This window comes from Streptomyces sp. NBC_00400 (assembly GCF_036048035.1).
Taxonomy (GTDB): domain Bacteria; phylum Actinomycetota; class Actinomycetes; order Streptomycetales; family Streptomycetaceae; genus Streptomyces.
Map to the genome: position 1 here is coordinate 5,957,698 of NZ_CP107940.1, position 25,376 is coordinate 5,983,073.

Genomic DNA, 25,376 nt, shown 5'->3' on the forward strand with positions numbered 1-25,376 from the left:
AGCACCGCACCGGTCACGGGGCGGCGGCCCCTCCGGGGGGATCGCGAGTGAAGGAGACGGGGACGTCGAAGGCCGCCCGGCGGGTGGCGCGGCGCAGGGCCTTGAGGACGGTGCCGCCCAGCGTGCAGGTGAGGAGCACGGTGGCCAGGGCCCGGGGGAGGTCCCAGCCGAGGGACGTGGCGAGGCAGTAGGCGAGGTAGCGGGCGAGGTTCTGGTCGAGCGGGTCCCCGGGGACGAAGGAGACCCCCGAGGCCATGCCGCCGATATAGGGCCAGCCCTGAAGGTTCATGACCAGGCCGTAGAGGAGGGCGGAGACGGCTCCGTAGGCGGCGAGCACGGCCAGTTCACGGCGGCCGCGCAGCCGGTCGGGCCCCGGCAGCAGGCCGGCGCCCATCGACACCCACCCCATCGACAGCATCTGGAACGGCATCCACGGGCCGACACCGCCGGTCAGCAGCGCCGACGCGAACATCGCCACGGACCCCAGCACGAACCCGAAGCCGGGCCCGAGCACTCGCCCCGACAGCACCATCAGAAAGAACATCGGCTCGATACCGGCCGTCCCCGCGCCCAGCGGGCGCATCGCGGCTCCGGCCGCGGCCAGGACGCCGAGCATCGCGATGGCCTTCGCGTCCAGGCCGGTGTCGGCGATGGTCGCCACGACCACGGCGAGCAGCATCGGCAGCAACGCGGCGAACAGCCAGGGCGCGTCCCGGGAATGGGCGAGCCCGGAGGCGGAGTCGGCGAGCAGCGGCCACCCGAAGGCCATCACGCCGATGGCTGAGACGAGAACCAGCGCGGCGATGGAGCGGGGACCGAGCCGTACGGCACGGGCCCGGCGGCCGGGACCGGTGCGCGGCCCGTCGCCCTCCGGCCGGTGCGGGTGTGCGCTCATACGGGGCCTCCGGGGTGTGCACTCATGCGGCGGCCTCCGGGGTGTGCACTCATGCGGCGGTCTCCGGGGCGTGTGCTCATGCGGGGGCCTCCAGAGCGTGTGCCACCTGGGAAACGGTCAGCCAGGGCAGCGGGGAGAGCACCTTGGCGACCTGCGGTGCGAAGGAGGGAGAGGAAACCACGACCTCATCGGTGGGACCGTCGGCGACGATCTCACCGTCGGCCAGGAGGACGACCCGGTGGGCCAGTTCGGCGGCGAGTTCCACGTCATGGGTGGCCAGGACGATGGCGTGGCCCTCGGCGGCCAGTGCCCGCAGCACCTCGATCAGACGGGCCTTGGCGGCGTAGTCCAGGCCGCGGGTGGGCTCGTCGAGGAGGAGCAGCGGAGGACGGGCGGTCAGCACGATGGCCAGGGCCAGGGCGAGGCGCTGGCCCTCGGACAGATCGCGGGGATGGACGAAGTCGGGGACGTCCGGCAGCAGCCGGGTGACCAGGGCCCGGCAGCTGCCGGGGGCGGCGTCCGCGTCCTGGTCGGCCGCGGTGCACTCGGCCGCGACGGTGTCGGCGTACAGGAGGTCGCGAGGCTCCTGGGGGACGAGGCCGGCATGCCGCAGGAGGGCTCGCGGGCTGGTGCGGTGCGGGGTGACGCCACCGACCCGCACCGTCCCGGAGAACGGTGCGTGCATACCGACGAGGGTGGTGAGCAGGGTGGACTTCCCCGCGCCGTTCCGCCCCATCAAGGCCAGCATCTCGCCGCCCCGCACGGTCAGATCCACCTGGTGCAGCGCCTCGGTCCGCCCCCGGCGGACACTGAGCCCACGGACGACCGCGGCGGCACCGGCGGGGGAGCCGGCAGAGGCCGGCGTGCCCGCAGAAGCCGGGGGCGGCACCACCGGCGAGCCCACCGGGCCCCGGCCCGTACCCGTACCTGTGCTCGTGCCCCCGCCCGTGCCCGTCCCCGTCCCTGTACCCGTACCCGTACGCGTCTCCGGTGCCGGCGGCCTGACTCCCGCCAGCCGCTCGCGCAGGGGCGCGGCCTTCCGGCGGGCGTCGCGTACGGACAGCGGGAGCGGCGACCAGCGGGCCAGGCGGCCCAGGGCCACCACCGGGGGGTGGACGGGGGAGACGGCCATGATGTCGGCGGGGGTGCCGATGACCGGGGGCGCGCCGGGGGACGGGAGCAGGATGACCTGGTCGGCGTACTGGACCACCCGCTCCAGGCGGTGTTCGGCGAGCAGGACCGTGGTGCCGAGGTCGTGGACGAGGCGTTGGAGGACGGCAAGGACCTCTTCGGCGGCGGCGGGGTCGAGTGCCGACGTCGGTTCGTCGAGGACCAGGACCTTGGGGTGGGTGGTGAGGACCGAGCCGATCGCCACCCGCTGCATCTGGCCGCCCGAGAGGGTGGCGAGGGCGCGGTCGCGGAGTTCGGCCAGGCCCAACAGGTCCAGGGTCTCCTCGACACGGCGGCGCATCACGTCGGGTGCGAGGCCCAGCGACTCCATCCCGTAGGCGAGTTCGTCCTCGACGGTGTCGGTGACGAAGTGTGCCCGCGGGTCCTGGCCCACCGTGCCTACGACGTCGGCCAGTTCACGCGGCTTATGGGTGCGGGTGTCCCGTCCGTCGACGCTGACCCGGCCGCGCAGGGTGCCGCCGGTGAAGTGCGGGACCAGGCCGCACACGGCGTTCAGGACGGTGGACTTGCCGACGCCGGAAGGGCCGACCAGGAGACAGAGTTCGCCCTCGGGGACGGTCAGGTCGATGCCCTGGACGGCGGGCGCCGCGGCGTCCCCGTAGGTGACCGAGACCTGCTCGAACCGGATCACTGGGTGGGCTCCTTCGCGTGCGGATCGCCATCGGGGGCACGGCCACGGGACGCGGCCCTGGCTGCCCTGCTTGCTCTGCTTGTCCTGGCTGTTCGGCCCGCCTGTTCCGCCCCGTCCGCCCGGCATGCCCCGTCCGCCCGGCATGCCTCGTCCGCCCGGTCCGCCCGGCCCGTGCCCGGCGGGAGCGGGGCGACGAACGCGGGTAGCAGCCCCACGAGAACGGAGGCGGCCGGCCAGAGGGGGAGGACCGGGGCGGTGAGCGGGACCGCGGGCGGGTGGAGGGCGGTGGCTGCGTAGTCGTTCGCCCAGATCACCAGGGCGGCGACGGCGATACCGGAGCCCGCGACCAGCCAGGCGCGGGCGCCCCACCGGTCGGGCCGGTAGCGGCTGCGCACCGACCTGCGGCCGCCGAGCCACAGCCCGGCGAGCGCCGCCGCCAGCCCGGCCAGCAGCAGCGGCAGCCCGTAGCCGCCGCCGGCATCGCCCAGCAGCCCGTACGTCCCGGCGCAGATGCCGAGCAGCCCGCCGAGAGTGAGGACGGAGGTGAGGCGCCGTACCGCGGGCGGCACCTCGGCCGTGCGGCCGTAGCCGCGTGCGTCCATGGCCGCGGCCAGTGCCACCGAGCGTTCCAGAGCGCCCTCCAGGACCGGCAGCCCGACCTGGAGGAGCGCCGTGAAACCGCGGTCCGGGCGGCCGCGCAGCCGGCGCGCGGCACGCAGCCGCTGGACATCGGCGACCAGGTTCGGTGCGAAGGTCATCGCGACGACGACCGCGACGCCCGCCTCGTAGAGCGCACCGGGCAGCGACTTCAGCAGCCGGGCCGGGTTGGCCAGCGCATTGGCGGCGCCCACGCAAATGAGGAGAGTGGCCAGTTTCAGCCCGTCGTACAGCGCGAAGACCATGCCCTCGGCGGTGACCCGGCCGCCGATCCGGACGCCCTTCGCCCAGCTGGGCAGCGGCACTTCGGGCAGCGTGACCAGGGTGTGCGTACCGGGGATCGGCGAGCCGAGGACAAAGGCGAAGAGCAGCCGGATGGCGATCACGACCAGCCCGAGCTTGACGAACGCCCCGTACGAACGGGCCCACGGCGCGTTCGTACGGCGGGCCGCGACGACATAGCCGGCCACCCCCACCAGCAGTCCCAGCAGCAGGGGATTCGTGGTGCGGGAGGCCGCGGTGGCCAGGCCGAGTGCCCACAGCCACCAGGCGCCGGCGTGCAGCGCGGTGGTGCGGGTCGCCTGCGGGGCGCTCATCCGCGTCGGCGGCGCGCCTGCCACACCGCCGCCGCGCCCAGTACGACGACGGCCGCGACCCCGCCGACCAGCCCGGCGGACGGGCCGCCGTCGCCCGCACCGCTTGCGTCACCGCCGCTGCCCGCGTCGCTCCCGTCCGCCGACGCGCCCGAAGACGGCGCGGCGGACGACGCGGGCTCCTTCGCTCCCTCCACCTGTTCCGCGCACCCCGCCTCCGGGTAGCCGGCGATGGCACACAGCAAGGCGCGGGAGTCATAGCGCAGCGGCCGGGCCACCGCCGCCAGCGCCTCGCCCGCCGAGGCGTCCTCCGCCACCTGGGCGCACTCCGTCCTGGGCTTCGGCGGCCGCTCCCCGCCGGGCGCATCCGTCGCGGTGCCGAAGTCGATGACGATGCCGACCCGCTTGCGGCCGTCCTTCGCGGGGGTGCCGTGGCAGATCGCGTCGAAGGCGGCGGCCGTACGGGGCTTTCCGGCCGCGGCCGAATCGGCGCTGACGGCGAAGCGGAAGCCCGCCACCGCGCCGTCGGCCGGCCGCAGCGTGGCCGGCCCTTCGGTGGCATACGCCCAGGAGCTGCCCTTGCCGTGCCAGAAGGACCAGTAGCGGTACTCCTGCGCCTGGGCGGGCCCGGCGGCCAGGCCGGTGACCGCACCGGCCAGCAGCACCGCTCCGGCGATCCCGGTACGCCGCACCGGACGGGACTGCCGCATCAGAGCTGGGTCTTCTTACGGCTGCTCAGCAGGAAGCCGATGCCGGCACCGATGGCGAGGCCGATGCCGATGATCCACACCAGGCCGAAGCCGCCGCCCTTGGAGCCGTCGGCGTCCTTGCCGTCCTTCGTCGCCGCGGCGGCCGGCTCGGGGCCGGTGGCGTTGAGCGCGGCCACCAGATCGGTGCCGCCGAAGGAGCGGGGGTCCGTGCCGGTGGCATGGGCGGCCAGCACCAACTGGGCGTACGCGGCGGGGCCGTTCTGCTTGGCCCAGCCCGCCGCGTTCTTCTCCAGCCACTTCAGCGGCTTCGCGGCGGCGGTGGTGTGCGCGCCGGCCGCCAGTGCCACCACGGCGTCGGCGGTGTTGCCGACATCCGGCTGCTCCTTTGCGCCCGGCATCGCGGAAAGCAGATGCTGCCCGTTCTTGTCGAGCTGGGCGACGAGGTAGCCGGAGCCGCCCTGGGCCGCCTGTGCCGGATCGCTGCCGCCCGCCTTCTTGTCGTCGCCGTCCTTGCAGCTCAGCGGCTTGACGGGGGTGTCCGCGCCCTTGCCGGCCGGCTCGACGACAAAGCCCTTGCCGAGCGCTCCGGTCGCGGCGGCCGCGGTGGCGTCCGCGTTCGGGGCCGCCCCCTTGAGCTGGAAGGTGAACGCACCGCGCGCATCCTCCTTCGCCTCGCAGCCCAGCCGGAAGGTGAGCAGCGCGTCGAAGGGGGTCTTGCCGCCCTTCTTCGAGGTCACGGACCCCGGCTTCTCACCCGCCGCGGCGAGCGCGCCGATGACCACGGAAGTGGAGTTGGCATCGCTGGCCGAGCCGGCCATCGAGCTCCAGCCGCCGTCGTCGTTCTGCACCGATTTCAGCCAGCTCACGGCCTTCTTCACGGTGTCCCCGTGCCCGCCGAGCGCGGCCAGCGCCTGCACCGCGGCGGCCGTCTGGTTGGTGTCCCGCCCGGTCTTGGCGTCGCAGGGCGTGCCCGGCTCGGCCCGGAAGGCGGTGAACGAGCCGTCGGCGCACTGCTGTCCGGCCAGCCACTGCACGGCGGACGCCGCGGGGCGGATGCCCACGGTGTCCTGGGCCAGCAGTGCGAGGGACTGCCGCCAGACCCCGTCGTACTGCGGGTCCTTGGTGCCGTACAGCCCGGCGGGCAGCTTCTTGGGAGAGGCGGAAGCGGAGTCGGCGTACGCGGCGGGGGCAGCGGCCGCGCCCAGCACCGCCACGGCCGCCAGCGCCGTGGCGGCGCGGCGCGCCAGGAAGGCGACGGAGTGCGTCAAAGGGGCCGGGTGAGCCATGGAAGCCATGGGGGCCATCGGGTCGGTGCCTCTCGGGTCGGGTCGCGGCGATGCTACGCAGCCACGCTCGGCCGGCCACTCGCGTGCCGATACGTACATCGGCCGCGGTGGCACCGGGCTCAGCTCCGTATACCTCGACGGTGCCGCGCACCGGCCGTCCGCAGGGGCGGCGGTTCGGTGGCGGGAGCCTTGGTCGTGCCCTGTCGGGTGCTCCGGCTCGTACGGCCCGCCACGCCGGGCCGGGGGCACGGTGCGGGCGGGCGTCCTCACGGTTGCGGGTCAGCGCCGGATTTCCACCGGCTTCCCCCGATCGGGTACGGATGAAGTTGTCCCGCACACCTTAACCGGCGTCCGCCGGGCCATTCGCTCGCCCGTACGAACCGGCCCCGCGCCGGGGAGCGCCGGGAGCGCCCCTGAGCCGGCCCCTGTCTCCGCCCTCAGTCCGCCCCTGCCTTTGCCCCGAGCCCGCCCCTTCCTTTGCCCCTGAGTCCGTCTCCCTCACACCGCCTGGTACCGCACCGGATCGGACCCCGGCACCCGCTCCGCCTGCCCCTGTTTCACCAGACGGCGCAGATGGGCCTCGGCCTCCGAGACGGCGATATTGCGGGAGGCGTAAGGGATCTGCTCCCAGGGGCGGTTCCACTCCATGGCCATGGCGAGCTGCCAGGGGGTACGGGGTTCGCGGAGCAGTTCCCGCAGCCGGCGGAGCCGTTCCTCGTGGTGCGCGATGAGCTCGCGTACCCGTCCGCCGGCGTCGGTGAAAGCGTGCTGGTGGGCGGGCAGCACCTCGGCGGGGGCGAGCCTGCCGACGCGTTCGAGGGAGCCGAGATAGTCACCCAGGGGGTCGGGAACGGTGACCCCCTCCGGGTCCTCCGGGTCCTCCGCGCCCTCCGGGTCCTCCGCGCCCTTCGGATCCTCGTACAGGCCGATGTGCGGGGTGATGCCGGGGAGGAGGTGGTCCCCGGAGAAGAGCCGGCCGAAGCCGCCGACCCGCCCCGAGGGGTGCTCCTCCTCCAGGTGGAGGCACACATGCCCCGGGGTGTGCCCCGGTGTCCAGATGGCGCGCACCCGGCGCCCCGGCAGGTCGAGCAGTTCACCGGGGCCGATGTCACGGTCGGGCAGTGCGGCCCCCTGCCCGGGGAACTTCCGGCCGCGGCCATGCGCGCGGGCCTCCCGCAGCGGTGCCAGATGCTCGTCGGGCGCGCCCGCCGCCACGAGCCTGGCGGTCAGGTGGTCGAGCCACCGGCCCGGTTCGGCCTCGCGGGTGCGGCGGACCACGGCGGTGTCCGCGGCATGCATGGCGATCCACGCGCCGGAGGCCTCCCGCACCTTGGCCGAGAGGCCGTGGTGGTCGGGGTGATGGTGGGTGATCAGGACGCCGTGGAGGTCGGCGGGCGCGAAGCCGCAGGCGCTGATGCCGGTGACGAGTGTCGTCCAGGAGTCCGGGTCGTCCCAGCCGGTGTCGATGAGCACCGGTCCGCGGTCGGTCTCCAGGAGATGGACGAGGGTGTGTCCGAGCGGGTTGTCCGGGATGGGGACGGCGATGCTCCACACCCCGCCCTTGTGGTCGGTCGCCTGCGGCGTCATCCCGGTCCCCTCTCGGTGTGCCGTACACCCGGTACCCGGCCTCACTATAACTAGAACTGGTTTCAACGTGACTGGTCTGCGGTGCGAACCGCTCCCGCGTCACCTCGCGAAGTGACCGGTGCTGCTGCGGGAGTTGGGATTCGGCCTCGCGCCGTGGACTCCTGTAACTAGAACTGGTATCAGTTCCTGGGTCGGTGGGCAGTTCTGATGCGGCGTGCTGCGTGCTGCGTGCGGCGTGCGGCAACGGAAGAACTCCCGGAAACCGCAGGAGCTCCCGGAACCTCAGGAACTCCAGAAGCTCCAAGAACTCCAAGAACTCCAAGAACCCAAGGAACCGCGAAAAGCGCCCAGCACCCCCGAAAACCGTCAGGGATCGTCGAACAGGCGGCCAACCCGCAGGAGGCGGCAGCGATGAGCGACCTCGTCGAGCACGGCAAGCTCTACATAGGCGGTGAGTGGGCCGATCCGGCCGGCCGGGACGTGATCGAGGTCGTCTCGCCCCACACCGAACAGGTCATCGGCCGGGTGCCGCACGCCTCGCGGGCCGATGTCGACCGTGCGGTGGCCGCGGCCCGTACGTCCTTCGACTCCGGGGTGTGGGCGAACGCCCCGCTGGCGGACCGGATCGCGGTGGTGACCCGCATCAAGGACGCCTTCGCGGCCCGCAGTGAGGAGATCGCCAAGGTCATCAGCTCCGAGAACGGCACGCCCGTCACCTCCGGCGTCATGGTGCAGTCGCTGGCCGCGATGCTGGCGTGGGACGCGGCGCTGACGGTGGCCGGTGACTTCCCGTTCGAGGAGCGGCGGGACGGGGTGCTGGGACCGCTGCTGGTGCGGCGGGAGCCGGCCGGGGTGGTCGCGGCCGTCGTGCCGTGGAACGTCCCGCAGTTCACCGCCGCCGCCAAGCTCGCGCCGGCGCTGCTGGCCGGCTGCTCGGTGGTGCTGAAGGTGTCCCCGGAGACCCCGCTGGACGCGTACCTCCTCGCGGAGATCGCGACGGAGGCCGGGCTGCCGCAGGGCGTGCTGTCGATCCTCCCGGCGGACCGCGAGGTGAGCGAGTACCTGGTCGGACACCCCGGCGTGGACAAGGTGTCGTTCACCGGCTCGGTGGCGGCGGGCAAGCGGGTCATGGAGGTCGCGGCCCGGAACCTCAGCCGGGTCACGCTGGAGCTGGGCGGGAAATCCGCCGCGGTGATCCTGCCGGACGCGGATCTGGACGCCGCGGTGGCCGGCATCGTGCCGTTCGCCTGGATGATCAACGGCCAGGCGTGTGTGGCCCAGACGCGGATCCTCGCCCCGCGCAGCCACTACGACGAGATCGCCGAACGGTTCACCGCGGCGGCGTCCGCGCTCACCGTCGGCGACCCGCTGGATCCGGCCACCGAACTCGGCCCGCTGGTCGCCCGCCGCCAGCAGCAGCGCTCGCTGGACTACATCGAGCTCGGCCGGAAGGAGGGCGCCCAGGTCCTCACCGGCGGCGGCCGGCCGAAGGGGCAGCCGACGGGCTGGTATGTCGAGCCGACCCTCTTCGGCGAGGTCGCCAACTCCATGCGGATCGCCCGCGAGGAGATCTTCGGCCCGGTCATCTGCCTGCTCCCGTACGACGACGAGGCCGAGGCGGTACGGATCGCCAACGACTCCGACTACGGGCTCTCCGGCTCGGTGTGGACGGCCGACGTCGACCACGGCATCGACCTCGCGCGGCAGGTGCGCACCGGGACGTACTCGGTGAACACCTTCAGCATCGACATGCTCGGCCCGTTCGGCGGCTACAAGAACTCCGGTATCGGGCGGGAGTTCGGGCCCGAGGGCTTCGGCGCCTACCTGGAGCACAAGATGATCCATCTGCCGGCCGGTGCCTGATGGGGGACCGCTGGCAGGTGGAGGTGGACCGCCGCGTCTGCATCGGGTCCGGGATGTGTGCCGCGGCGGCGCCGGACGGCTTCCGGCTGGACTCGGCCCGGCAGTCGCACCCGGTGGCGCCGGAGGCGGAGGCCGGCGAGGGCGTGCTGGCGGCGGCCGAGGGGTGCCCCGTGGAGGCGATCACCCTGACCGTGGCCGGCAGCGGCGAGGCGGTCTTCCCGCCGGAGGAGTGAGCGGCCCGGGGCGGGGCGAGGGGGGAGAGGCGGCCGTTAAGGGGGAGGTCCCGTAGGGGGGTGGGGGTGGCGGTCCCGTAGGGGTGCGGAAGGCCCCCTACGGGCCAACTACCCAGGTGAGGAGCGGGGTTAACGCTCCGCGCCGGGGGCGCCGGATGTACCGGGGACACCGGATGCGCCGGGCGCGCCGGGCGCGGTGAGGCCGATCAGCCGGCACACCGTCTCGATGTCTATTTTCACCTGGGCGATCGAGGCCCGTCCCGAAAGCCAGGTGATCAGTGCCGAGTGCCAGGTGTGCTCGATGACCCGGACCGCGGAAAGCTGTTCGGGGGTGGGCGAGATGGAGGAGCGCGCCGGCTCCTGCGAAGGGTGGTGGTGGGCGACGGGCGGGGCCATCGCGTCGAGGATGATCGCGGTGGTCAGCCGGGAGACGGTGTCGACCTCAGGGCTGACGGAACGGTCGGCGAAGGTCAGTGCGCGCACCATCGCGTCCGCGAGATGCGGTTCGCGCTGCAGGGCGCGGAAGGCCCGCATCAGGGTCTGGGCGACCCGGGCGCCCGGGTCCTGCTCCGACGGCGGGCGCTTGCGCAGCGTTTCGTGCATGTGCTGGAGCTGGTCCTGCATGGTGGCGACCAGCAGATGCACCTTGGAGGGGAAGTAGCGGTAGAGGGTGCCGAGCGCGACGCCCGAGGACTCGGCGACCTCGCGCATCTGCACGGCGTCGAAGCCACCACGGGACGCCAGCTTGGCGCTGGTGTGCAGGATGCGGCGGCGCCGCGCCTCCTGACGCTCGGTCAGGGGAGGACTCGCGGGAAGGGCCGGTCTGGCCGCCTTGGGTTCCGTAGTCATATTTCCCATTCCGTGGCATTCCGTCCGCGATGCGGTGAGTGCCGGTGGTGTGCTCGGCACAGCATGGCAGGGGGGCGGGTGGTGGCGCGAATCACCTGGTGCGGCTCTTTTCGCCTCGTGCTCGGCCGGTAGATTCGAAGCTGGGTGAACTGATGAGTAGCCAATCAGTTCTGAAACTTGTTCTAGATTACCGCCAGCGGTTACGCTCCGGCGAAAGTCCAGTGAGAAGGGGGCCGAGCGTGACCGCAGAGGCCGTCCAGGCAGCCGCGCCTCGCCCCGCAGAGGCCTCCTCGGCCTCCGCCCCGTCGAACGGTGAGCGTCCCCTGCGCATCGCGATGCTCACGTATAAGGGGAACCCGTTCTGCGGCGGCCAGGGCGTCTACGTCCGCCACCTCTCGCGCGAACTGGCCCGCCTCGGCCACACCGTCGAGGTCATCGGCGCCCAGCCCTACCCCGTCCTGGACGAGGGGGTGCCCCTGACCGAGCTGCCCAGCCTGGACCTCTACCGCCAGCCCGACCCGTTCCGCACGCCGAAGCGCGGCGAGTACCGCGACTGGATCGATGCGCTCGAGGTCGGCACGATGTGGACCGGCGGCTTCCCCGAGCCGCTGACCTTCTCCCTGCGGGCCCGGCGCCACCTCGCCGCCCGCCGCGGCCAGTTCGATGTCGTCCACGACAACCAGACCCTCGGCTACGGCCTGCTCGGCGGGCCCGGCGCGCTCGGCGCCCCGCTGGTCACCACCATCCACCACCCCATCACCGTCGACCGGCGGCTCGACCTCCAAGCCGCCGGCAGCTGGCGGCGCCGCGCCTCCGTCCGCCGCTGGTACGGCTTCACCCGCATGCAGAAGCGCGTCGCCCGGCGGCTGCCGTCGGTGCTGACCGTCTCCGGCTCCTCCCGCCAGGAGATCGTCGACGACCTCGGGGTGTCGGCCGGCCGGATCCATGTGGTCCATATCGGCGCCGACACCGACCTGTTCTCGCCGGACGCCTCGGTGGCCGAGGTGCCGGGCCGGATCGTCACCACCTCCAGCGCGGATGTGCCGCTCAAGGGTCTGATCCACCTGGTCGAGGCGCTCGCCAAGGTGCGCACCGAGAACCCCGATGCGCATCTGGTGGTCGTCGGCAAGCGCGCCGACGACGGGCCGGTCGCCGCCGCCATCGAACGGCTCGGGCTGTCCGGCGCCATCGAATTCGTCAAGGGCATCACCGACGGCGAACTCGTCGACCTGGTGCGCAGCGCCCAGATCGCCTGTGTCCCCTCCCTCTACGAGGGCTTCTCGCTGCCCGCGGCCGAAGCGATGGCCACCGGCACCCCGCTGCTGGCGACCACCGGCGGCGCGATCCCCGAGGTCGCCGGGCCGGACGGCGAGACCTGCCTCGCGGTGCCGCCGGGCGACGCCGGCGCGCTGGCGGGCGGACTGCTCCGGCTGCTGGGCGACGAGCCCCTGCGCCGCCGGCTCGGCGCGGCCGGCCGGGAACGGGTACTGGCCCGCTTCACCTGGCGCCAGGCCGCCCTCGGCACCGCCGAGCGCTACCGCGAGGCCATCGCCCTCCAGGGCGGCCTGGATGCCGCCCGTACCTCCTTGCGGGCCACGTCCGACAGGACCGCGGGCGCCGCGCCCGCGCCGAGCACCGCCGGACACGTCTAGCGGCCCGGCCGGCCCCGTCCTCTTTCCGCAGCCACACCGCCACCAACCGCCGGACGAAAGCAGAACGCCGTGCTGACCGTCGACTTTTCCCGTTTCCCGCTCGCTCCGGGCGACCGCGTGCTCGACCTGGGGTGCGGCGCCGGCCGGCATGCCTTCGAGTGCTACCGGCGCGGCGCGCAGGTCGTCGCCCTCGACCAGAACGGCGAGGAGATCCGCGAGGTCGCCAAGTGGTTCGCCGCGATGGAGGAGGCGGGCGAGGCCCCGGCGGGCGCCTGTGCCACCGCCATGGAGGGCGATGCGCTGAACCTGCCGTTCCCCGACGACAGCTTCGACGTCGTGATCATCTCCGAGGTCATGGAGCACATCCCGGACGACAAGGGGGTGCTCGCCGAGATGGTCCGGGTGCTGCGTCCCGGCGGCCGGATCGCCGTCACCGTCCCGCGCTACGGCCCCGAGAAGGTCTGTTGGGCACTCAGCGACGCCTACCACGAGGTCGAGGGCGGCCATATCCGCATCTACCGCGGCGACGAACTCCTCGGCAAGATGCGGGAAGCCGGACTGGAGCCGTACGGCACCCACCATGCGCACGGGCTGCACAGCCCCTACTGGTGGCTCAAGTGCGCCTTCGGGGTCGACAACGACAAGGCGCTGCCGGTGCAGGCGTACCACAAGCTGCTGGTCTGGGACATCATGAAGAAGCCGCTGGCCACCCGGCTCGCCGAGCGGGCGCTCAACCCCGTCATCGGCAAGAGCTTCGTCGTCTACGCGACCAAGCCGCACCTGCCCGGGACGGCGGCTGCCGCCGAACCGGCAACCACCGAAACGGCGGCCACTGAGCCGGCAGCCACCGAACCGGCGGCCACGTCCTCCGAGCCGGCGGCCCCGAAGCCCGCCCGAGGCGCCAAGCCGGGCACCAAGCCGGGCGCCGCGTCCGCCGCCAAGGCTCCGGCCAAGTCCACCTCCAGGACTTCCGCCGCCAAGTCCTCCGCCAAGTCCGCCAAGAACTCCACCGGGGCCGCCAAGTGACAAGTCCCGGGCGTACCGAACGGCTGGTCCTGCCGGGGGTGCTCACCGCCGAGGAGGCGGCCCGCACGGTGGCCGGCATCCTGGCGGCCCAGCGGCCGGACGGCGCGATCCCCTGGTTCCGGGGCCACCACCTCGACCCGTGGGACCACACCGAGGCCGCCATGGCCCTGGACGCGGCCGGTGAACACGAGCGTGCCGAGGCGGCGTACGACTGGCTGGTACGGCATCAGAACCCTGACGGGTCCTGGTACGCGGCCTACGCCGACGGTGACGCCGAAGAGCCCACCGACCGCGGCCGGGAGACCAACTTCTGCGCCTATATCGCGGTCGGCGTCTGGCACCACTACCTGTCCACCGGCGACGAGACCTTCCTCGACCGCATGTGGCCCGCGGTCCACTCGGCGATCGAGTACGTCCTGGAGCTGCAGCAGCCCGGCGGCGAGATCGGCTGGAAGCGCGAGGACGACGGCACCCCCGTCACCGACGCGCTGCTGACCGGCTCGTCCTCCGTCTACCAGGCGCTGCGCTGTGCGCTCGCCCTCGCCGCACAGCGCGAGGAGCCGCAGCCCGACTGGGAACTGGCGGTCGGCAGCCTCGGCCATGCGATACGCAGCCACCCCGAGCGGTTCCTCGACAAGGCCCGCTACTCCATGGACTGGTACTACCCGATCCTGGGCGGCGCGGTCCGCGGCGCGGCGGCCAGGGAGCGTATCGACGCGGAGTGGGAGCGCTTCGTGGTGCCGGGTCTGGGCGTGCGCTGTGTGCTGCCCAACCCCTGGGTCACCGGCGGGGAGAGCGCGGAACTGGCGCTCGCGCTGTGGGCGATGGGGGAGTCCGAGCGGGCCGTGCAGATCCTGAAGTGGATCCAGCACCTCCGCGCCGAGGACGGCATGTACTGGACCGGATACGTCTTCGACGACGACGCGATCTGGCCCCGCGAACGCACCTCCTGGACGGCCGGCTCGCTGCTCCTCGCGGTGGCCGCCCTGGGCGGCGACGAGGCCACCACCTCGGTCTTCGGGGGCGAGTGGCTCCCGACGGGGCTCGATCCGGACTGCTGCCGGCCGCCGGGCCCGTAGGACGGCGCGCCCCCGGAAAAGGGAGCGCGGGGAGGGGGAAGGCGCACTATTGTGCGCCGCATGACACTCCAAGGATCCCTCTCCCACGAGGAATACTGCGCCCAACTCCTCGCCGAGACCGATGCGTTCCGGGCGATCGTGCGGACCGCCGACCTCTCGGCGACCGTGCCGACCTGCCCCGACTGGACGCTGGCCGATCTCGCCCGGCATGTGGGGGGTGCGCACCGCTGGGCCGGCACGCTCGTCGCCACCCGCGCGACGGAGAGCGTCGGCCCCGCGGACGTCCCTGAGGGCGCCGGGCCCCAGGGCGCCGGTCCCGGGGGCGAGGACGCGGCGGCGCTCGACGCCTGGCTGGCGGCGGGCGCCGAGCGGACCGTCGCCGCCCTGCGGGAGGCCGGTCCCGACGCGGAGGTCTGGAGCTGGACGACGGCACGGAACAGCGGTTTCTGGGCCCGCCGGATGACCCATGAGACGGTCGTCCACCGGGCCGATGCGGCACTCACGGCCGGCGTCCCCTTCGAGGTCCCCGCGCCGGTCGCCGCGGACTGCCTGGAGGAGTGGCTGCAGATCGGCGAACTGCCGATGGTGGTGGCCCGCTTCGCCGAGCGCGGCACGACGCTGCTCGGCCCCGGCCGGACGATTCACGTCCACGCCACCGACGCCCCGCCCGGGCTGGACGCCGAGTGGCTGCTCGACCTCACGGGGGAGGCGCCCGCCCACCGCCGCACCCATGAGAAGGCGGCGGTCGCGCTGCGCGGCCCCCTCACCGATGTGCTCCAGGTCCTCTACCGCCGGCTGCCCGCCGACAGCGACCGGGTCGAGGTGCTGGGCGAGCGCGCCCTGCTCGACCAGTGGCTGGAGTGGGCGTCCTTCGGGTGACCGGCCGGCCGGGCTCAGGAGTTGAGCTCGGCGAGTACCCGTAGCGTGTGCGGGTCCGGGGCGGTGACCAGCAGATCCGTGACCGGGCCCGCACGCCACAACTCCAGCCGCTCGGCGATCCGTTCCCGTGGGCCGACCAGGGAGATCTCGTCGGCGAAGGCGTCCGGAACGGCGCGGACGGCCTCCTCCTTACGGCCGTCGAGGAAGAGCCGCTGCACCCGCCGGGCCTCCTCCTCGAACCCCATCCGCGCCATCAGATCGGCGTGGAAGTTCCTGGCGGCGTGGCCCATCCCGCCGATGTAGAAGCCGAGCATGGCCTTCACCGGCAGCAGCCCCTCGGCGAGGTCGTCACAGACCACGGCGCGGGCCATCGGGGCGATCAGGAAGCCTTCCGGGGCGTCGGCGAGCGAGGCCCGGTAGACATCGGGGCGCTGCGGTGACCAGTACAGCGGCAGCCAGCCGTCCGCGATCCGGGTGGTCTGGGCGATGTTCTTGGGACCCTCGGCACCGAGGAGGAGCGGAATGCCCGCCCGGAGCGGGTGGGTGATGGGCTTGAGCGGTTTGCCGAGGCCGGTGCCGTCCGCACCGCGGTAGGGGTGCGGGTGGAAGCGCCCGTCCGAGGCCACCGGCCCCTCACGGCGCAGGACTTGGCGGATCACGTCCACATATTCGCGGGTGGCGGTCAGCGGGCTCTTCGGGAAGGGCCGTCCGTACCACCCCTCGACGACCTGCGGTCCGGAAAGCCCCAGGCCCAGCAGCAGACGCCCGCCGGAGAGATGGTCGAGGGTCAGGGCGTGCATCGCGGTGGCCGTGGGGGTGCGGGCCGCCATCTGTGCGATACCGGTGCCCAGTCTGATGCCGGAGGTGTGGGCGGCGATCCAGGTGAGCGTGGTGAAGGCGTCCGATCCCCAGGCCTCCGCGGTCCACACCGAGTCGTACCCCAGCCGCTCGGCCTCGCGGGCGAGTTCGAGGTGCCGGGGATCGGGGCCACGGCCCCAGTAGCCCAGTGCCAGCCCCAGTCGCATGCCGATCGCCCCTCCCGGACGCGGTGACCGTTCCGTGCCGACGGCGGCCCGTGCGACGGTGGTCCGTGCCGACGGCGGCCCGTGCTGACCGCATCTTTGCTGACGGTATGTCAGGTGCCGTGCGTCCGGTGACTGTACGGCCCGGTCGCGGACATGGCAACGGCCCCCCGCCCGCGAGGGCGAGGGGCCGCGAGGTGGGAGGCCGCGAAAGGACCGCCGGGTGTCCGGTGTCAGCCGCGCTGGATACCGGTGGTGTCCTGCAGCACGCCGCGACGGCCGTCCTGGGTCTGGGCGATCAGGGCCTGGCCGCGCTGCTCCACCGCGAGGTACCAGGTGCCGGGCGCCAGTTCGGCGATCGGTGCCGGCGAACCGTCCTCGCCGTACAGGGGGCGGGCGACGGGCACCGCGAACCAGAACGGGGCGAAGTCCGTGGGGGCGCCGGCCGCGGGGGTGGCCCCTGCGGGGGCGGCTGCCGCGTGGCCGCCGGCCGTGGCGTCGGCCGGTGCCTGCTGGCCGTAGGGCTGGCCGGGCTGGGGCTGCTGCTGGCCGCCCGGGTAGCCGTAGCCGTGGCCCGCCTGCTGCTGGGCGCCGGGGTAGCCGTAACCCGGGTTGGGGCCGGCCCCGTAGGGGGCGGGCTGCGGCTTGGGGGCGCCGACCAGCGCGACCTTGAGCGCCGGGACGAGCGGCCCGGCGACCGCGCCACCGGCCAGGATCAGGGCGGCGATCAGGCCGAGGATCAGGCCTGCCCCGCCGCCGGCGGCGGCGATGATGGTCCACAGCGCCGTCCAGGCCGCGAAGACGGTGAGGGCGACACCGAACTGGCCGACGTCGAGGCCGGCCACCTTGCGCGGCTGCGACTGCGGAAGCGTCCGGCTGAGGATGATGATCGCCGCACCGATCACTCCGGCCAGGTACACGCTCATGAGGAGGCCCAGCGACTGCCAGGCGTTGATGCCCGAGGCGGCCTGGGCTTCGCAGTACTTGGCGAGCGCGCCGGAGCCGGAGCAGTCCGGGGCACTGGCGAGATCGAGGAACGAGGCGATGAACAGCAACACCGCTGCTCCGATCACCACGCCGTCGCCTCGAGTGAGGGAGCGGATGTTCACGTAAGGGTCCTTTGTCGGTTTCGTGGGTCCGGTCGTCGCTGTCGCGGTGCGCAGTGCGAGGCACGGCGGTGGCCACCCATCGTAAAGGGGAACCCGGCGCCGAATCCTGCGGGCTGCCTTGTTCGTTTCCCCGCTCTATCGGCACGGCGTACCGGATGCGGTATCGGCGGGGTTTCGGAGGGGCTTTGGGGGCGTGGGCCGGCGGTCCGGTCAGCGCGTCAAGAAGTCCGTAATGCCCTCGGTGATCCCACGGGCCGCTTTCTGCCGCCACCGGGCGTCGGTCAATTGCGCGGCGTCCTCGGGGTCGCGCATATTGCCGCACTCGATGAAGACCTTCGGCACCGTGGAGAGGTTGAGGCCGCCGAGATCGGAGCGTACGTCGAGTCCGGTGCCGTGGCCGATGTAATTGGAGGGTGCGCTTCCGGTGACCGCGCGGAACCGGCCGGCCAGCCGTTCGCCCAGCTTCCGCGAGGGCGCCACGATCGGGGCGGTGGCGGCAGGACGGGCCGACACACGGGCGGGCAGGATGACATGGAAGCCGCGGTTGCCGGCGACCGAGCCGTCGGCATGGATCGAGAGCGCGGCATCGGCGTGCTGCTCGTTCCCGATATCGGCGCGCTCGTCCACGCACGGCCCGTACCGGCGGTCGCCGTCCTGGGTGAACACGACCTCGGCGCCCGCGGCCCGCAGGAGGGTGCGGGCGCGGCGGGCGACGTCGAGGGTGAAGGACGCCTCGGCGTAACCGTCGTTGGTGGAGGTGCCGGTGGTGTCGCACTCCTTGCGGCCGTTGCCGATGTCCACCTGCCGGGCGATCTCCCGGCCGTGCTCGCTGTTGTGCGGATTGTGGCCGGGGTCGATCACCACGACCTTGCCCTTGAGGCTGCCGTGCGCGCCGCCCGGGCCCTGGGGGCCGCCGCTCGCCGCGCCGCCGCTCCCGTGCCCCGACGACCGGCTCGGTGCGGGCTGCCCGGCCCCCGGGAGCCCGGGGCCGTCACCCGCCGGCCGCCAGACCAGCCAGCCCCCCAGGCCGGCGGCCACCACGGCGGCCACCACGGCGGCCAGTACGGCAAGGAGGGCGCCGCGCAGGCGGCGGTGCGGAGAAGGAGTACTGCCGTTCGACACGTCGGCGATCGTAGCCCGCTCAGATGCCGGCCCCGGTGCGCCGCAGTACGTGCAGCGACCGGTGGGCCGATATCTCGGTGAAGGCGCCGGACTCCAGGGCCCTGCGGTAGATGCGGTACGGGGCCTGGCCGCCGTCCGCCGGGTCCGCGAACACGTCGTGGATGACCAGCAGCCCGCCGGGGGCGAGGTGCGGCGCCCAGCCCTCGTAGTCGGCGGTGGCGTGCTCGTCGGTGTGCCCGCCGTCGATGAAGACCAGGCCCACCGGCGCCTGCCAGACGGCGGCGGCCTGCGGGGAGCGGCCCACCAGGGCGATCACCTGGTCCTCCAGGCCCGCGGCGTGCAGGGTGCGGCGGAAGGTGGGCAGGGTGTCCATCCGGCCGACCTCGGGGTCGACGACGGTCGGATCGTGGTACTCCCAGCCGGGCTGCTGCTCCTCGCTGCCCCGGTGGTGGTCGACGGTGACGGCCATGACCCCGGCGGTGCGGGCGGCGTCCGCGAGCAGGATCGTGGACCGGCCGCAGTAGGTGCCGACCTCCACCAGCGGCAGCCCGAGCGCCGCCGCCTCTGTCGCCGCCGCGTACAGCGCAAGGCCTTCGTCCACGGGCATGAAGCCCTTCGCCGCCTCGAACGCGGCGAGGATCGCCGGCTGCGGAGCGGTCGGAGCCGTGGGAGCGGACATGGGCTGCCTCCTGGTGGTGCGGTCAGGGCCTCATCGTGCCGTACGGGCCCGGGCGGGCGAGGTGCGGGTCTCCCTTCCGGTCATTCGGATATCGGATATCGGATATCGGAACGGGGTTCCTGTTTCCGTGCACCGGGGGCCTGGCTGTTCCTGGATGTTCCCGGCTGTTGACGGCTGTTCCTGTCGGTTCCGGCAGGTACCTGTCGGGTTCCCGTCGGGGTTCTGCCGGATTTCCGCCGGGTTCTTGCCGGGTTCTCGCTGGGTTCTTGCCGGGTTCTGCTGGTTCCCCTCGGCTTTCCGCCGGTTTCCGGTCCGTTCCCGGCGGTTTATCGTCGGCCGTTTCCCTGCTGCCCGAAAGCGGCGAATGCGCGACGGGGAACCAGTACGGAGGGAATGGCGGCCCGCGTCATCCCGCGAAGACGTGTTCCGGAATTCACCGGACCGATTCCTGTGTGCCTCTTCATGGTTCCCCGTGGTTCCCCGTCGTTCCCCGTCGTTCCCTGGGGAACCCCGGCGGGGGAGTGGCGCATCAGCTGTCCAGCAGAAAGCCCAAGGGTCCGCGGAGGTCGGCAGGCCCGCGGTAGTGCACGCCGGTCATCCCGAGCCCGGCCGCGGCTTCGACGTTCTCGGGTCGTCCACGAAGAGGCACCGGCCGGGAGTTGTCCCGCCCCGCGCCACCCGGCTCGCACGGCTCCGTCTTTTCCTGACCTTCCGTCAGAATGCAACGTGTTCTAGTCTGTTGCGCATGGGTATCGGAATCACAGCAGAGCACCGTGACCTGGCCGAGGCGGCGGGGGGCTGGGCCGCGCGGGCCGTGCCGCCCGAAGAGGTGCGCAAGCTGCTCGACACCGCACTCGGCCCGCAGGGGCGGCCCGCTTACTGGGACCAGCTCGCCGCCCAGGGGCTGCTGGGGCTCCACCTCCCCGAGGCCGATGGGGGCGGTGGCGGTGAACTGCTCGATCTCGCCGTCGTGCTGGAGGAAATGGGCCGCGCCGCGCTCCCCGGTCCCTATCTGCCCACCACCCTCGCCGCCGAGCTGCTGCACCGCGGCGGCGGCCACCGGCCCCTGGTGCGGGCCCTGGCCGAAGGGGAGCGCATCGCCGCCGTCGCCCTGGGGCCCGGTTCCCTCACCGCCACGGCGCAGGACGGCGGCTACGTCCTGGACGGCACCGCGCCCCCGGTCCTGGCCGGCGCCGATGCGGATCTGCTGGTGCTGGCCGCGCAGACCCCCGAGGACACCGTCTGGCTCGCCGTCGACGCCGGGACCCTGTCCGTACGCGTCCAGGAGAGCGCCGATCCGACCCGGCCGACCGCCGAGGTGAGCGCGGACGCCGTGCCGGTGCCCGGCGACCGGCTGCTGGCCATCGACAGCGACCTCGTGCGTGACACCGCCGGGGTGCTGTTCGCCGCGGAGAGCTGCGGAACGGCCGCATGGTCGCTGCACACCGCCGCGGAATACGCCAAGGTACGCGAGCAGTTCGGCCGTCCGATCGGCCAGTTCCAGGCGGTCAAACACCTCTGCGCCGATATGCTCGTCCGCTGCGAACAGGCCCGCGCCCTGGTCTGGGACGCGGCCCGCGCGCTGCACGAGCCGCCCGCGGTCCGCGCGCTGGTCGCGGCGCTGGCCACCGCGACCGCCCTGGACGCCTCCTTCAGCTGCGCCAAGGACTGCATCCAGGTACTCGGCGGCATCGGCTTCACCTGGGAACACGACGCCCACCTCCATCTGCGGCGGGCGACCGTGGCCCGCCAGCTGCTCGGCAGCGGCGACACCCACCGGTTGCGCGCCGCCCGCCACGGAGCCGACGGTGCCCGGCGCGCACTGCACCTCGAACTCCCCGCCACGGCACAGGAGTACCGGGCCGCGGCCCGCACCGTCGTCGACGGCGTCCGCGGCCTCGACCCCGCCGCCGTACGGCGCGCACTCGCCCCCTCCGGTTATGCCGCGCCGCACCTGCCCAAGCCCTACGGACTGGGCGCAGGCCCCGTACAGCAACTGGCGATCCAGCAGGAGTGCGCCGCCGCCGGCGTCCGCATCAGCGATCTGGGCATCGCGACCTGGGTGGTCCCCTCGCTGATCGCCCACGGCACCCAGGAGCAGCAGGAGCGCTATCTGCTGCCGTCGCTGCGCGGCGATCTGCTGTGGTGCCAGCTGTTCTCCGAGCCCGAGGCCGGCTCGGACCTGGCCGCCCTGCGCACCCGCGCCGAGCGGACGGACGACGGCGGCTGGCGGATCAACGGCCAGAAGGTGTGGACCTCGGCCGCCCAGGGGGCGAGCCACGGCATCCTGCTGGCCCGTACCGACCCGGAGGCCCCCAAGCGCAAGGGCCTGACCTTCTTCGTCGTCGAGATGAAGACGCCCGGCATCGGCGTCCGCCCGCTGAAGGAGATCACCGGCGACGCCCTCTTCAACGAGGTCTACTTCGACGATGTGCTGCTGCCGGCCGGCGCGGTGGTCGGCGAGGTCGACGACGGCTGGAAGGTGGCCCGTACCACCCTGGACAACGAACGCATCCACATGGCCGACCAGCTGACCTTCGACACCGGCCTGGAGGCGCTGCTCGAGTGCGCCGCGGGGCTGGACGCGACGGTGCGGGCGAAGGTGGGCGCGCTGGCCGCCGAGGCGCACGCCCTGGGCTGCATCGGGCTGCGCACCACGCTCCAGCAGGTATCGGGTCTGGAGCCGGGGGCGGGCGCCAGTATCCGCAAGCTGGTGCAGACCCCGCACCAGCAGAAGGTCGCCGAACTGGCGCTGGAACTGCTCGGACCGGACGGCGCGGTGCGGGAAGGGGCCGGCGGGCGGGCGCTGCACGGCTTCTTGATGTCGCGCTGTCTGACCATTGCCGGCGGCACCACCCAGGTGCAGCTGAACGTCGTCGCGGAGCGGCTGCTCGGCCTGCCCCGGGATCCGGAGCCCCGCCCGCTGATCTGAGACTCCCCGGACCTGGCTTCCCTGAGCTGCCTGCTTGGCCCGGTCCCTGATCTGATCCCTGATCTGGCCCCTGCCCTCTGATCTGCCCTCAGATCTGGCCCCCTTGATCCGGGGCCCCTGCTCTGAATGCCCTGATCCGATCTGCATGCCCGGATCCGACTCCCCGGATCCGGCCACTTCCAGGAGGACATGCATGGCTGGCAAGGCGTATCTCGTCGGTGTCGGGATGACGAAGTTCGAGAAGCCCGAGACCCGCGCATGGCAGTACTGGGATATGGCGGAGGAAGCGGGCACCAAGGCGCTCGCCGACGCCGGGATCGGCTACGAGGCGGTCGAGCAGCTACCGGTCGGCTTCTGTTACCAGGCCTCGACGGCAGGCCAGCGCGCCGCCTACGAACTGGGCCTGACCGGCATCCCGGTCTACAACGTCAACAACAACTGCGCGACCGCCTCGACCGCACTGATGATGGCGCGCCAGTTCGTCGAGGCCGGGATCAACGACTGTGTGATGGCGCTCGGCTTCGAGAAGATGAAGCGGGGCGCGCTGGGCGGCGATGCGGGCAGCGGCGATTTCCAGACCTCGCCGGTGGCCCGCCACTACGGGGTGATGGCTGCCGCCCACGGCTTCGAGATGACCCCGCCCACGGCCCAGATTTTCGGCAACGCGGCCCGCGAGCACATGGAACGCCACGGCACCACCGCCGAACAGCTCGCCGCGGTCGGTGCCAAGAACCACCGGCACTCCGCCCACAACCCCCACGCCCAGTTCCAGGACGTCTACACCGTCGAGGAAATCCTCGCCGCCAGGACCATTCACCGGCCGCTGACCAAGCTGCAGTGCTCTCCGACCTCCGACGGAGCGGCCGCGGCCGTGGTCGCCTCCGAGCGGTTCGTCCGCGAACACGGCCTGGCCGACCGTGCGGTGGAGATCGTGGCGCAGGCCATGACGACCGACACCGAGGAAAGCTTCTCCTCCGGTTCCTGCATCGATGCCGTCGGCAAGCCCATGACACGGGCCGCGGCCCGGCAGGTCTTCGCAGCCTCCGGCCTCGGCATCGAGGACGTCGACGTCATCGAGCTGCACGACTGCTTCTCCATCAATGAGCTGCTGACCTACGAGGCCCTGGGCATGTGCGCGGACGGGGAGTCGGGGAAGCTGGTCGCCGACGGTGCCACGACCTACGGCGGCCGCTGGGTGGTCAATCCGTCCGGTGGCCTGATCTCCAAGGGGCATCCGCTGGGCGCGACGGGGCTGGCGCAGACCGCCGAGCTGGTCTGGCAGCTCCGGGGCACGGCGGGCGAACGGCAGGTCCCCGGTGCCCGGGTGGGCCTGGCACACAACATCGGACTGGGCGGCGCCGCGGTGGTGACCTTGCTGCGCAGGTGATCAGGTGATCTTTGCGACCGGGGTGATGCGTTCAGGGTGATGTGTCCGGGGCGATGTGTTCGGGGTGATGCGATCGGGGCGATGCGATCGGAGTGATGTGGGCGGGTCGATGTGATCGTGTCGGTGTGATCGTGCCGATGCGGTAACTGGGGCCGTTGTGTGGGTAGTTGGTCTACCGGGGGCCTTCCCGCCCCGTAGGGGACCGCCCCTACGGCCCCGGCTCCGGCTCCCGGCCCTGGCCTCCCCCCGCCGCCCGCCCCTGAGCCCTCCCCTCTGCCGCGCCTCTCCTCCCCCCGGCCCTCCGTCCTGCGCCCTACGTCTCCGGTCAGGTGGCCCATGCACCGATATACCGATGCGGGATCCAAGCGGCGAATGCGAGCATGGGCGGCATGCCACCGATAGCCGCCCCCGCCACCATGCCCGAAACCACGCGCCGGACGGCCGCACCGGCGTGGCTGGTGATGCTGCTGGTGTGTGCGGGGCAGTTCCTGGTCGTCCTGGACGTCTCCGTCGTGAACGTCGCCCTGCCTGCCATGCGGACCGGCCTGGGCCTGAGCGAACTGGGTCTGCAGTGGATCGTCAACGCGTATGTGATCACCTTCGCCGGCTTCATGCTGCTCGGCGGCCGGGCCGCCGATCTCTTCGGCCGTAAGCGGGTCTTCGTCCTCGGGCTGGCGCTGTTCACCGTCGCGAGCGCGGGCGGCGGGCTGGCCCAGCAGCCCTGGCAGCTGATCGCGGCCCGGACGGTCCAGGGCGTCGGCGCCGCCGTGCTCTCACCGGCCACCCTCACGATCCTGACCACGTCGTTTCCGCCCGGTCCGGCACGCAACCGGGCCATCGCCACCTGGACGGCGGTCGGTGCCGGCGGTGGCGCGGTGGGCGGTCTGGTCGGCGGGGTGCTCACCGAATACCTGTCATGGCGCTGGGTGTTGCTGATCAATGTCCCGGTCGGGGCGCTGGTGCTGACCGGTGCGGTGTGGTGGCTCACCGAGAGCCGGCAGGGTGCCGGGCGGCGGCTGGACGTGCCCGGCGCGGTGCTGGTGACCGCCGGGCTCGCGCTGGTGGCGTACGGGATCGTGCAGACCGAGACGGACGGCTGGACCTCGGCCTCCGCGCTGCTGCCGCTGGCCGCCGGGCTGGTCGTGATCGCGGCGTTCCTGGCCGTCGAGGCGCGCGCCAAGGCTCCGCTGATGCCACTGGGGCTGTTCCGGGTGCGCTCGGTCTGCTCGGCGAACGGGGCGATGGTGCTGGCCGGCGCCGCGATGTTCTCCATGTGGTACTTCCTGTCGCTGTACGTGCAGAACGTGCTGGGCTACCGGCCCCTGGAGGCCGGGCTCTCCTTCATTCCGCACTCGCTCTCCATCGTGCTGGGCTCCAAGGTCGGACCGCGGCTGATGAACCGGGTGGGTGCCAAGACCCTGGCCGTCACCGGTGCGGTGATCTCCGCGTCCGGTATGGCGTGGCAGGGGACGATGGACGTCGACGGCACCTATCTCGGCACGATCCTCGGCCCCGGCATCCTGATGGCCCTGGGCGCAGGGCTGACGGCGACGCCGATCGCGGCGATCGCCACGTCCGGCGCCGACCCCGCCGACCAGGGGCTGGTCTCCGGCCTGATCAACACCTCCCGCCAGATGGGCGGGGCGCTGGGGCTGTCGGTCCTGTCGACCATCGCCGCGTCCCGTATCGCGGCGGGTCACGGCGGTCCGAAGGCCCTGGCGGACGGTTACGGTCTGGCCTTCCAGGTCGGCTCCATGATCCTGCTGTGCAGCATCGTGCTGATGGTCCTCGCGCTGCCCCGGCGACGCGAGGACGCCGCCCACGGCTGAGCAGGCCACGGCTGAGCTGCCCACCGCCGAAACGCCCACGACCGAACCGGCTACTGCCGAACCGGCTACTGCCGAGCCGCCCACGACCGAGCCGCCCACGACCGAGCCGGCTACTGCCGAGCCTGGCCATGACCGAGCCGGCCGCGGGGGCCCTCCGGCCCGCTG

19 protein-coding genes, 1 pseudogene and 1 riboswitch are annotated in these 25,376 nt (G+C 72.9%); of the genes and pseudogenes, 9 read left to right on the top strand and 11 right to left on the bottom strand.

What is annotated here, in order from left to right; all coding sequences use genetic code 11:
- Nucleotides 1–13 precede the first annotated feature (13 nt).
- From OHS81_RS26080 to OHS81_RS26105, 6 genes are all read right to left on the bottom strand, one after another.
- A complete protein-coding gene (locus OHS81_RS26080; protein WP_328387080.1) occupies nt 14–895 on the bottom strand; it encodes an ECF transporter S component in 882 nt (293 codons plus the stop codon).
- 76 nt (nt 896–971) lie between these two features.
- Nucleotides 972–2,717, bottom strand: coding sequence for an ABC transporter ATP-binding protein (locus OHS81_RS26085; RefSeq protein ID WP_328387081.1), 1,746 nt, complete (start codon nt 2,715–2,717; stop codon nt 972–974).
- Entirely contained in the window at nt 2,714–3,970 is a 1,257-nt protein-coding gene (locus OHS81_RS26090; RefSeq protein WP_328387082.1) for a CbiQ family ECF transporter T component, read from the bottom strand. The genes OHS81_RS26085 and OHS81_RS26090 overlap by 4 nt, the downstream gene beginning before the upstream one ends.
- Nucleotides 3,967–4,677 carry an SCO2322 family protein gene (locus OHS81_RS26095; protein ID WP_328387083.1) on the bottom strand — a complete coding sequence of 237 codons (711 nt, stop codon included), beginning with the start codon at nt 4,675–4,677 and terminating at the stop codon, nt 3,967–3,969. The genes OHS81_RS26090 and OHS81_RS26095 overlap by 4 nt, the downstream gene beginning before the upstream one ends.
- The gene (locus tag OHS81_RS26100; RefSeq protein ID WP_328387084.1) at nt 4,677–5,981 is read right to left on the bottom strand and encodes a prenyltransferase/squalene oxidase repeat-containing protein; all 1,305 of its coding nucleotides are present in this window, start codon (nt 5,979–5,981) and stop codon (nt 4,677–4,679) included. The genes OHS81_RS26095 and OHS81_RS26100 overlap by 1 nt, the downstream gene beginning before the upstream one ends.
- Before the next feature lie 220 nt (nt 5,982–6,201).
- Nucleotides 6,202–6,321: riboswitch (cobalamin riboswitch) on the bottom strand.
- 140 nt (nt 6,322–6,461) lie between these two features.
- Complete coding sequence (locus OHS81_RS26105) at nt 6,462–7,550, bottom strand: MBL fold metallo-hydrolase (protein ID WP_328387085.1); 1,089 nt, start codon at nt 7,548–7,550, stop codon at nt 6,462–6,464.
- Nucleotides 7,551–7,961: 411 nt separating this feature from the next.
- On the opposite strand from OHS81_RS26105, the gene OHS81_RS26110 reads away from it, so the two are divergent.
- Both OHS81_RS26110 and OHS81_RS26115 read left to right on the top strand, forming a co-directional pair.
- Nucleotides 7,962–9,413, top strand: a complete 1,452-nt coding sequence (locus OHS81_RS26110) for an aldehyde dehydrogenase (RefSeq protein ID WP_328387086.1) — start codon at nt 7,962–7,964, stop codon at nt 9,411–9,413.
- Entirely contained in the window at nt 9,413–9,646 is a 234-nt protein-coding gene (locus OHS81_RS26115; protein ID WP_328387087.1) for a ferredoxin, read from the top strand. The genes OHS81_RS26110 and OHS81_RS26115 overlap by 1 nt, the downstream gene beginning before the upstream one ends.
- 129 nt (nt 9,647–9,775) lie before the next feature.
- Here OHS81_RS26115 and OHS81_RS26120 read toward each other — a convergent pair whose 3' ends face one another.
- Complete coding sequence (locus OHS81_RS26120) at nt 9,776–10,495, bottom strand: TetR family transcriptional regulator (RefSeq protein ID WP_328387088.1); 720 nt, start codon at nt 10,493–10,495, stop codon at nt 9,776–9,778.
- A gap of 239 nt (nt 10,496–10,734) precedes the next feature.
- On the opposite strand from OHS81_RS26120, the gene OHS81_RS26125 reads away from it, so the two are divergent.
- The 4 genes and pseudogenes from OHS81_RS26125 to OHS81_RS26140 all read left to right on the top strand — a co-directional run bounded on the left by OHS81_RS26125 (nt 10,735) and on the right by OHS81_RS26140 (nt 15,131).
- Nucleotides 10,735–12,147 (top strand): glycosyltransferase family 4 protein, encoded by a 1,413-nt coding sequence (locus tag OHS81_RS26125; protein WP_328387089.1) that lies wholly within the window; start codon nt 10,735–10,737, stop codon nt 12,145–12,147.
- A gap of 69 nt (nt 12,148–12,216) precedes the next feature.
- A pseudogene (locus OHS81_RS26130) lies at nt 12,217–12,948 on the top strand (class I SAM-dependent methyltransferase); the annotation flags it as partial.
- Nucleotides 12,949–13,169: 221 nt separating this feature from the next.
- Nucleotides 13,170–14,252, top strand: coding sequence for a prenyltransferase/squalene oxidase repeat-containing protein (locus OHS81_RS26135; RefSeq protein WP_328387090.1), 1,083 nt, complete (start codon nt 13,170–13,172; stop codon nt 14,250–14,252).
- Nucleotides 14,253–14,312: 60 nt separating this feature from the next.
- A complete protein-coding gene (locus OHS81_RS26140; protein WP_328387091.1) occupies nt 14,313–15,131 on the top strand; it encodes a maleylpyruvate isomerase family mycothiol-dependent enzyme in 819 nt (272 codons plus the stop codon).
- A 14-nt stretch (nt 15,132–15,145) separates the two neighbouring features.
- Here the strand turns inward: OHS81_RS26140 and OHS81_RS26145 are convergent, their stop codons facing one another.
- The 4 genes from OHS81_RS26145 to OHS81_RS26160 form a co-directional block, all read right to left on the bottom strand.
- Entirely contained in the window at nt 15,146–16,156 is a 1,011-nt protein-coding gene (locus OHS81_RS26145; RefSeq protein WP_328387092.1) for an LLM class F420-dependent oxidoreductase, read from the bottom strand.
- Between the two features lie 230 nt (nt 16,157–16,386).
- On the bottom strand, nt 16,387–17,262 hold the full coding sequence (locus tag OHS81_RS26150) for a hypothetical protein (protein WP_328387093.1): 876 nt from the start codon (nt 17,260–17,262) through the stop codon (nt 16,387–16,389).
- 210 nt (nt 17,263–17,472) lie between these two features.
- A complete protein-coding gene (locus OHS81_RS26155) occupies nt 17,473–18,384 on the bottom strand; it encodes an N-acetylmuramoyl-L-alanine amidase (protein ID WP_328387094.1) in 912 nt (303 codons plus the stop codon).
- Nucleotides 18,385–18,403: 19 nt separating this feature from the next.
- A complete protein-coding gene (locus tag OHS81_RS26160; protein WP_328387095.1) occupies nt 18,404–19,063 on the bottom strand; it encodes a class I SAM-dependent methyltransferase in 660 nt (219 codons plus the stop codon).
- Between the two features lie 745 nt (nt 19,064–19,808).
- Between OHS81_RS26160 and OHS81_RS26170 the strand changes: the two genes are divergently transcribed.
- The 3 genes from OHS81_RS26170 to OHS81_RS26180 all read left to right on the top strand — a co-directional run bounded on the left by OHS81_RS26170 (nt 19,809) and on the right by OHS81_RS26180 (nt 25,211).
- Nucleotides 19,809–21,995, top strand: coding sequence for an acyl-CoA dehydrogenase (locus tag OHS81_RS26170; protein WP_328387096.1), 2,187 nt, complete (start codon nt 19,809–19,811; stop codon nt 21,993–21,995).
- A 193-nt stretch (nt 21,996–22,188) separates the two neighbouring features.
- Nucleotides 22,189–23,382, top strand: a complete 1,194-nt coding sequence (locus OHS81_RS26175) for a lipid-transfer protein (protein ID WP_328387097.1) — start codon at nt 22,189–22,191, stop codon at nt 23,380–23,382.
- Between the two features lie 380 nt (nt 23,383–23,762).
- Entirely contained in the window at nt 23,763–25,211 is a 1,449-nt protein-coding gene (locus OHS81_RS26180) for an MFS transporter (RefSeq protein ID WP_328387098.1), read from the top strand.
- Nucleotides 25,212–25,376 lie beyond the last annotated feature (165 nt).

Bases quoted from the DNA above. Each gene is read 5' to 3' on its own strand.
- OHS81_RS26080 (WP_328387080.1), bottom strand. From the start codon at position 895: ATGAGCGCACACCCGCACCGGCCGGAGGGCGACGGGCCGCGCACCGGT.
- OHS81_RS26090 (WP_328387082.1), bottom strand. From the start codon at position 3,970: ATGAGCGCCCCGCAGGCGACCCGCACCACCGCGCTGCACGCCGGCGCC.
- OHS81_RS26095 (WP_328387083.1), bottom strand. From the start codon at position 4,677: ATGCGGCAGTCCCGTCCGGTGCGGCGTACCGGGATCGCCGGAGCGGTG.
- OHS81_RS26100 (WP_328387084.1), bottom strand. From the start codon at position 5,981: ATGGCCCCCATGGCTTCCATGGCTCACCCGGCCCCTTTGACGCACTCC.
- OHS81_RS26105 (WP_328387085.1), bottom strand. From the start codon at position 7,550: ATGACGCCGCAGGCGACCGACCACAAGGGCGGGGTGTGGAGCATCGCC.
- OHS81_RS26110 (WP_328387086.1), top strand. From the start codon at position 7,962: ATGAGCGACCTCGTCGAGCACGGCAAGCTCTACATAGGCGGTGAGTGG.
- OHS81_RS26115 (WP_328387087.1), top strand. From the start codon at position 9,413: ATGGGGGACCGCTGGCAGGTGGAGGTGGACCGCCGCGTCTGCATCGGG.
- OHS81_RS26120 (WP_328387088.1), bottom strand. From the start codon at position 10,495: ATGACTACGGAACCCAAGGCGGCCAGACCGGCCCTTCCCGCGAGTCCT.
- OHS81_RS26140 (WP_328387091.1), top strand. From the start codon at position 14,313: ATGACACTCCAAGGATCCCTCTCCCACGAGGAATACTGCGCCCAACTC.
- OHS81_RS26145 (WP_328387092.1), bottom strand. From the start codon at position 16,156: ATGCGACTGGGGCTGGCACTGGGCTACTGGGGCCGTGGCCCCGATCCC.
- OHS81_RS26160 (WP_328387095.1), bottom strand. From the start codon at position 19,063: ATGTCCGCTCCCACGGCTCCGACCGCTCCGCAGCCGGCGATCCTCGCC.
- OHS81_RS26170 (WP_328387096.1), top strand. From the start codon at position 19,809: ATGGGTATCGGAATCACAGCAGAGCACCGTGACCTGGCCGAGGCGGCG.
- OHS81_RS26175 (WP_328387097.1), top strand. From the start codon at position 22,189: ATGGCTGGCAAGGCGTATCTCGTCGGTGTCGGGATGACGAAGTTCGAG.
- OHS81_RS26180 (WP_328387098.1), top strand. From the start codon at position 23,763: ATGGGCGGCATGCCACCGATAGCCGCCCCCGCCACCATGCCCGAAACC.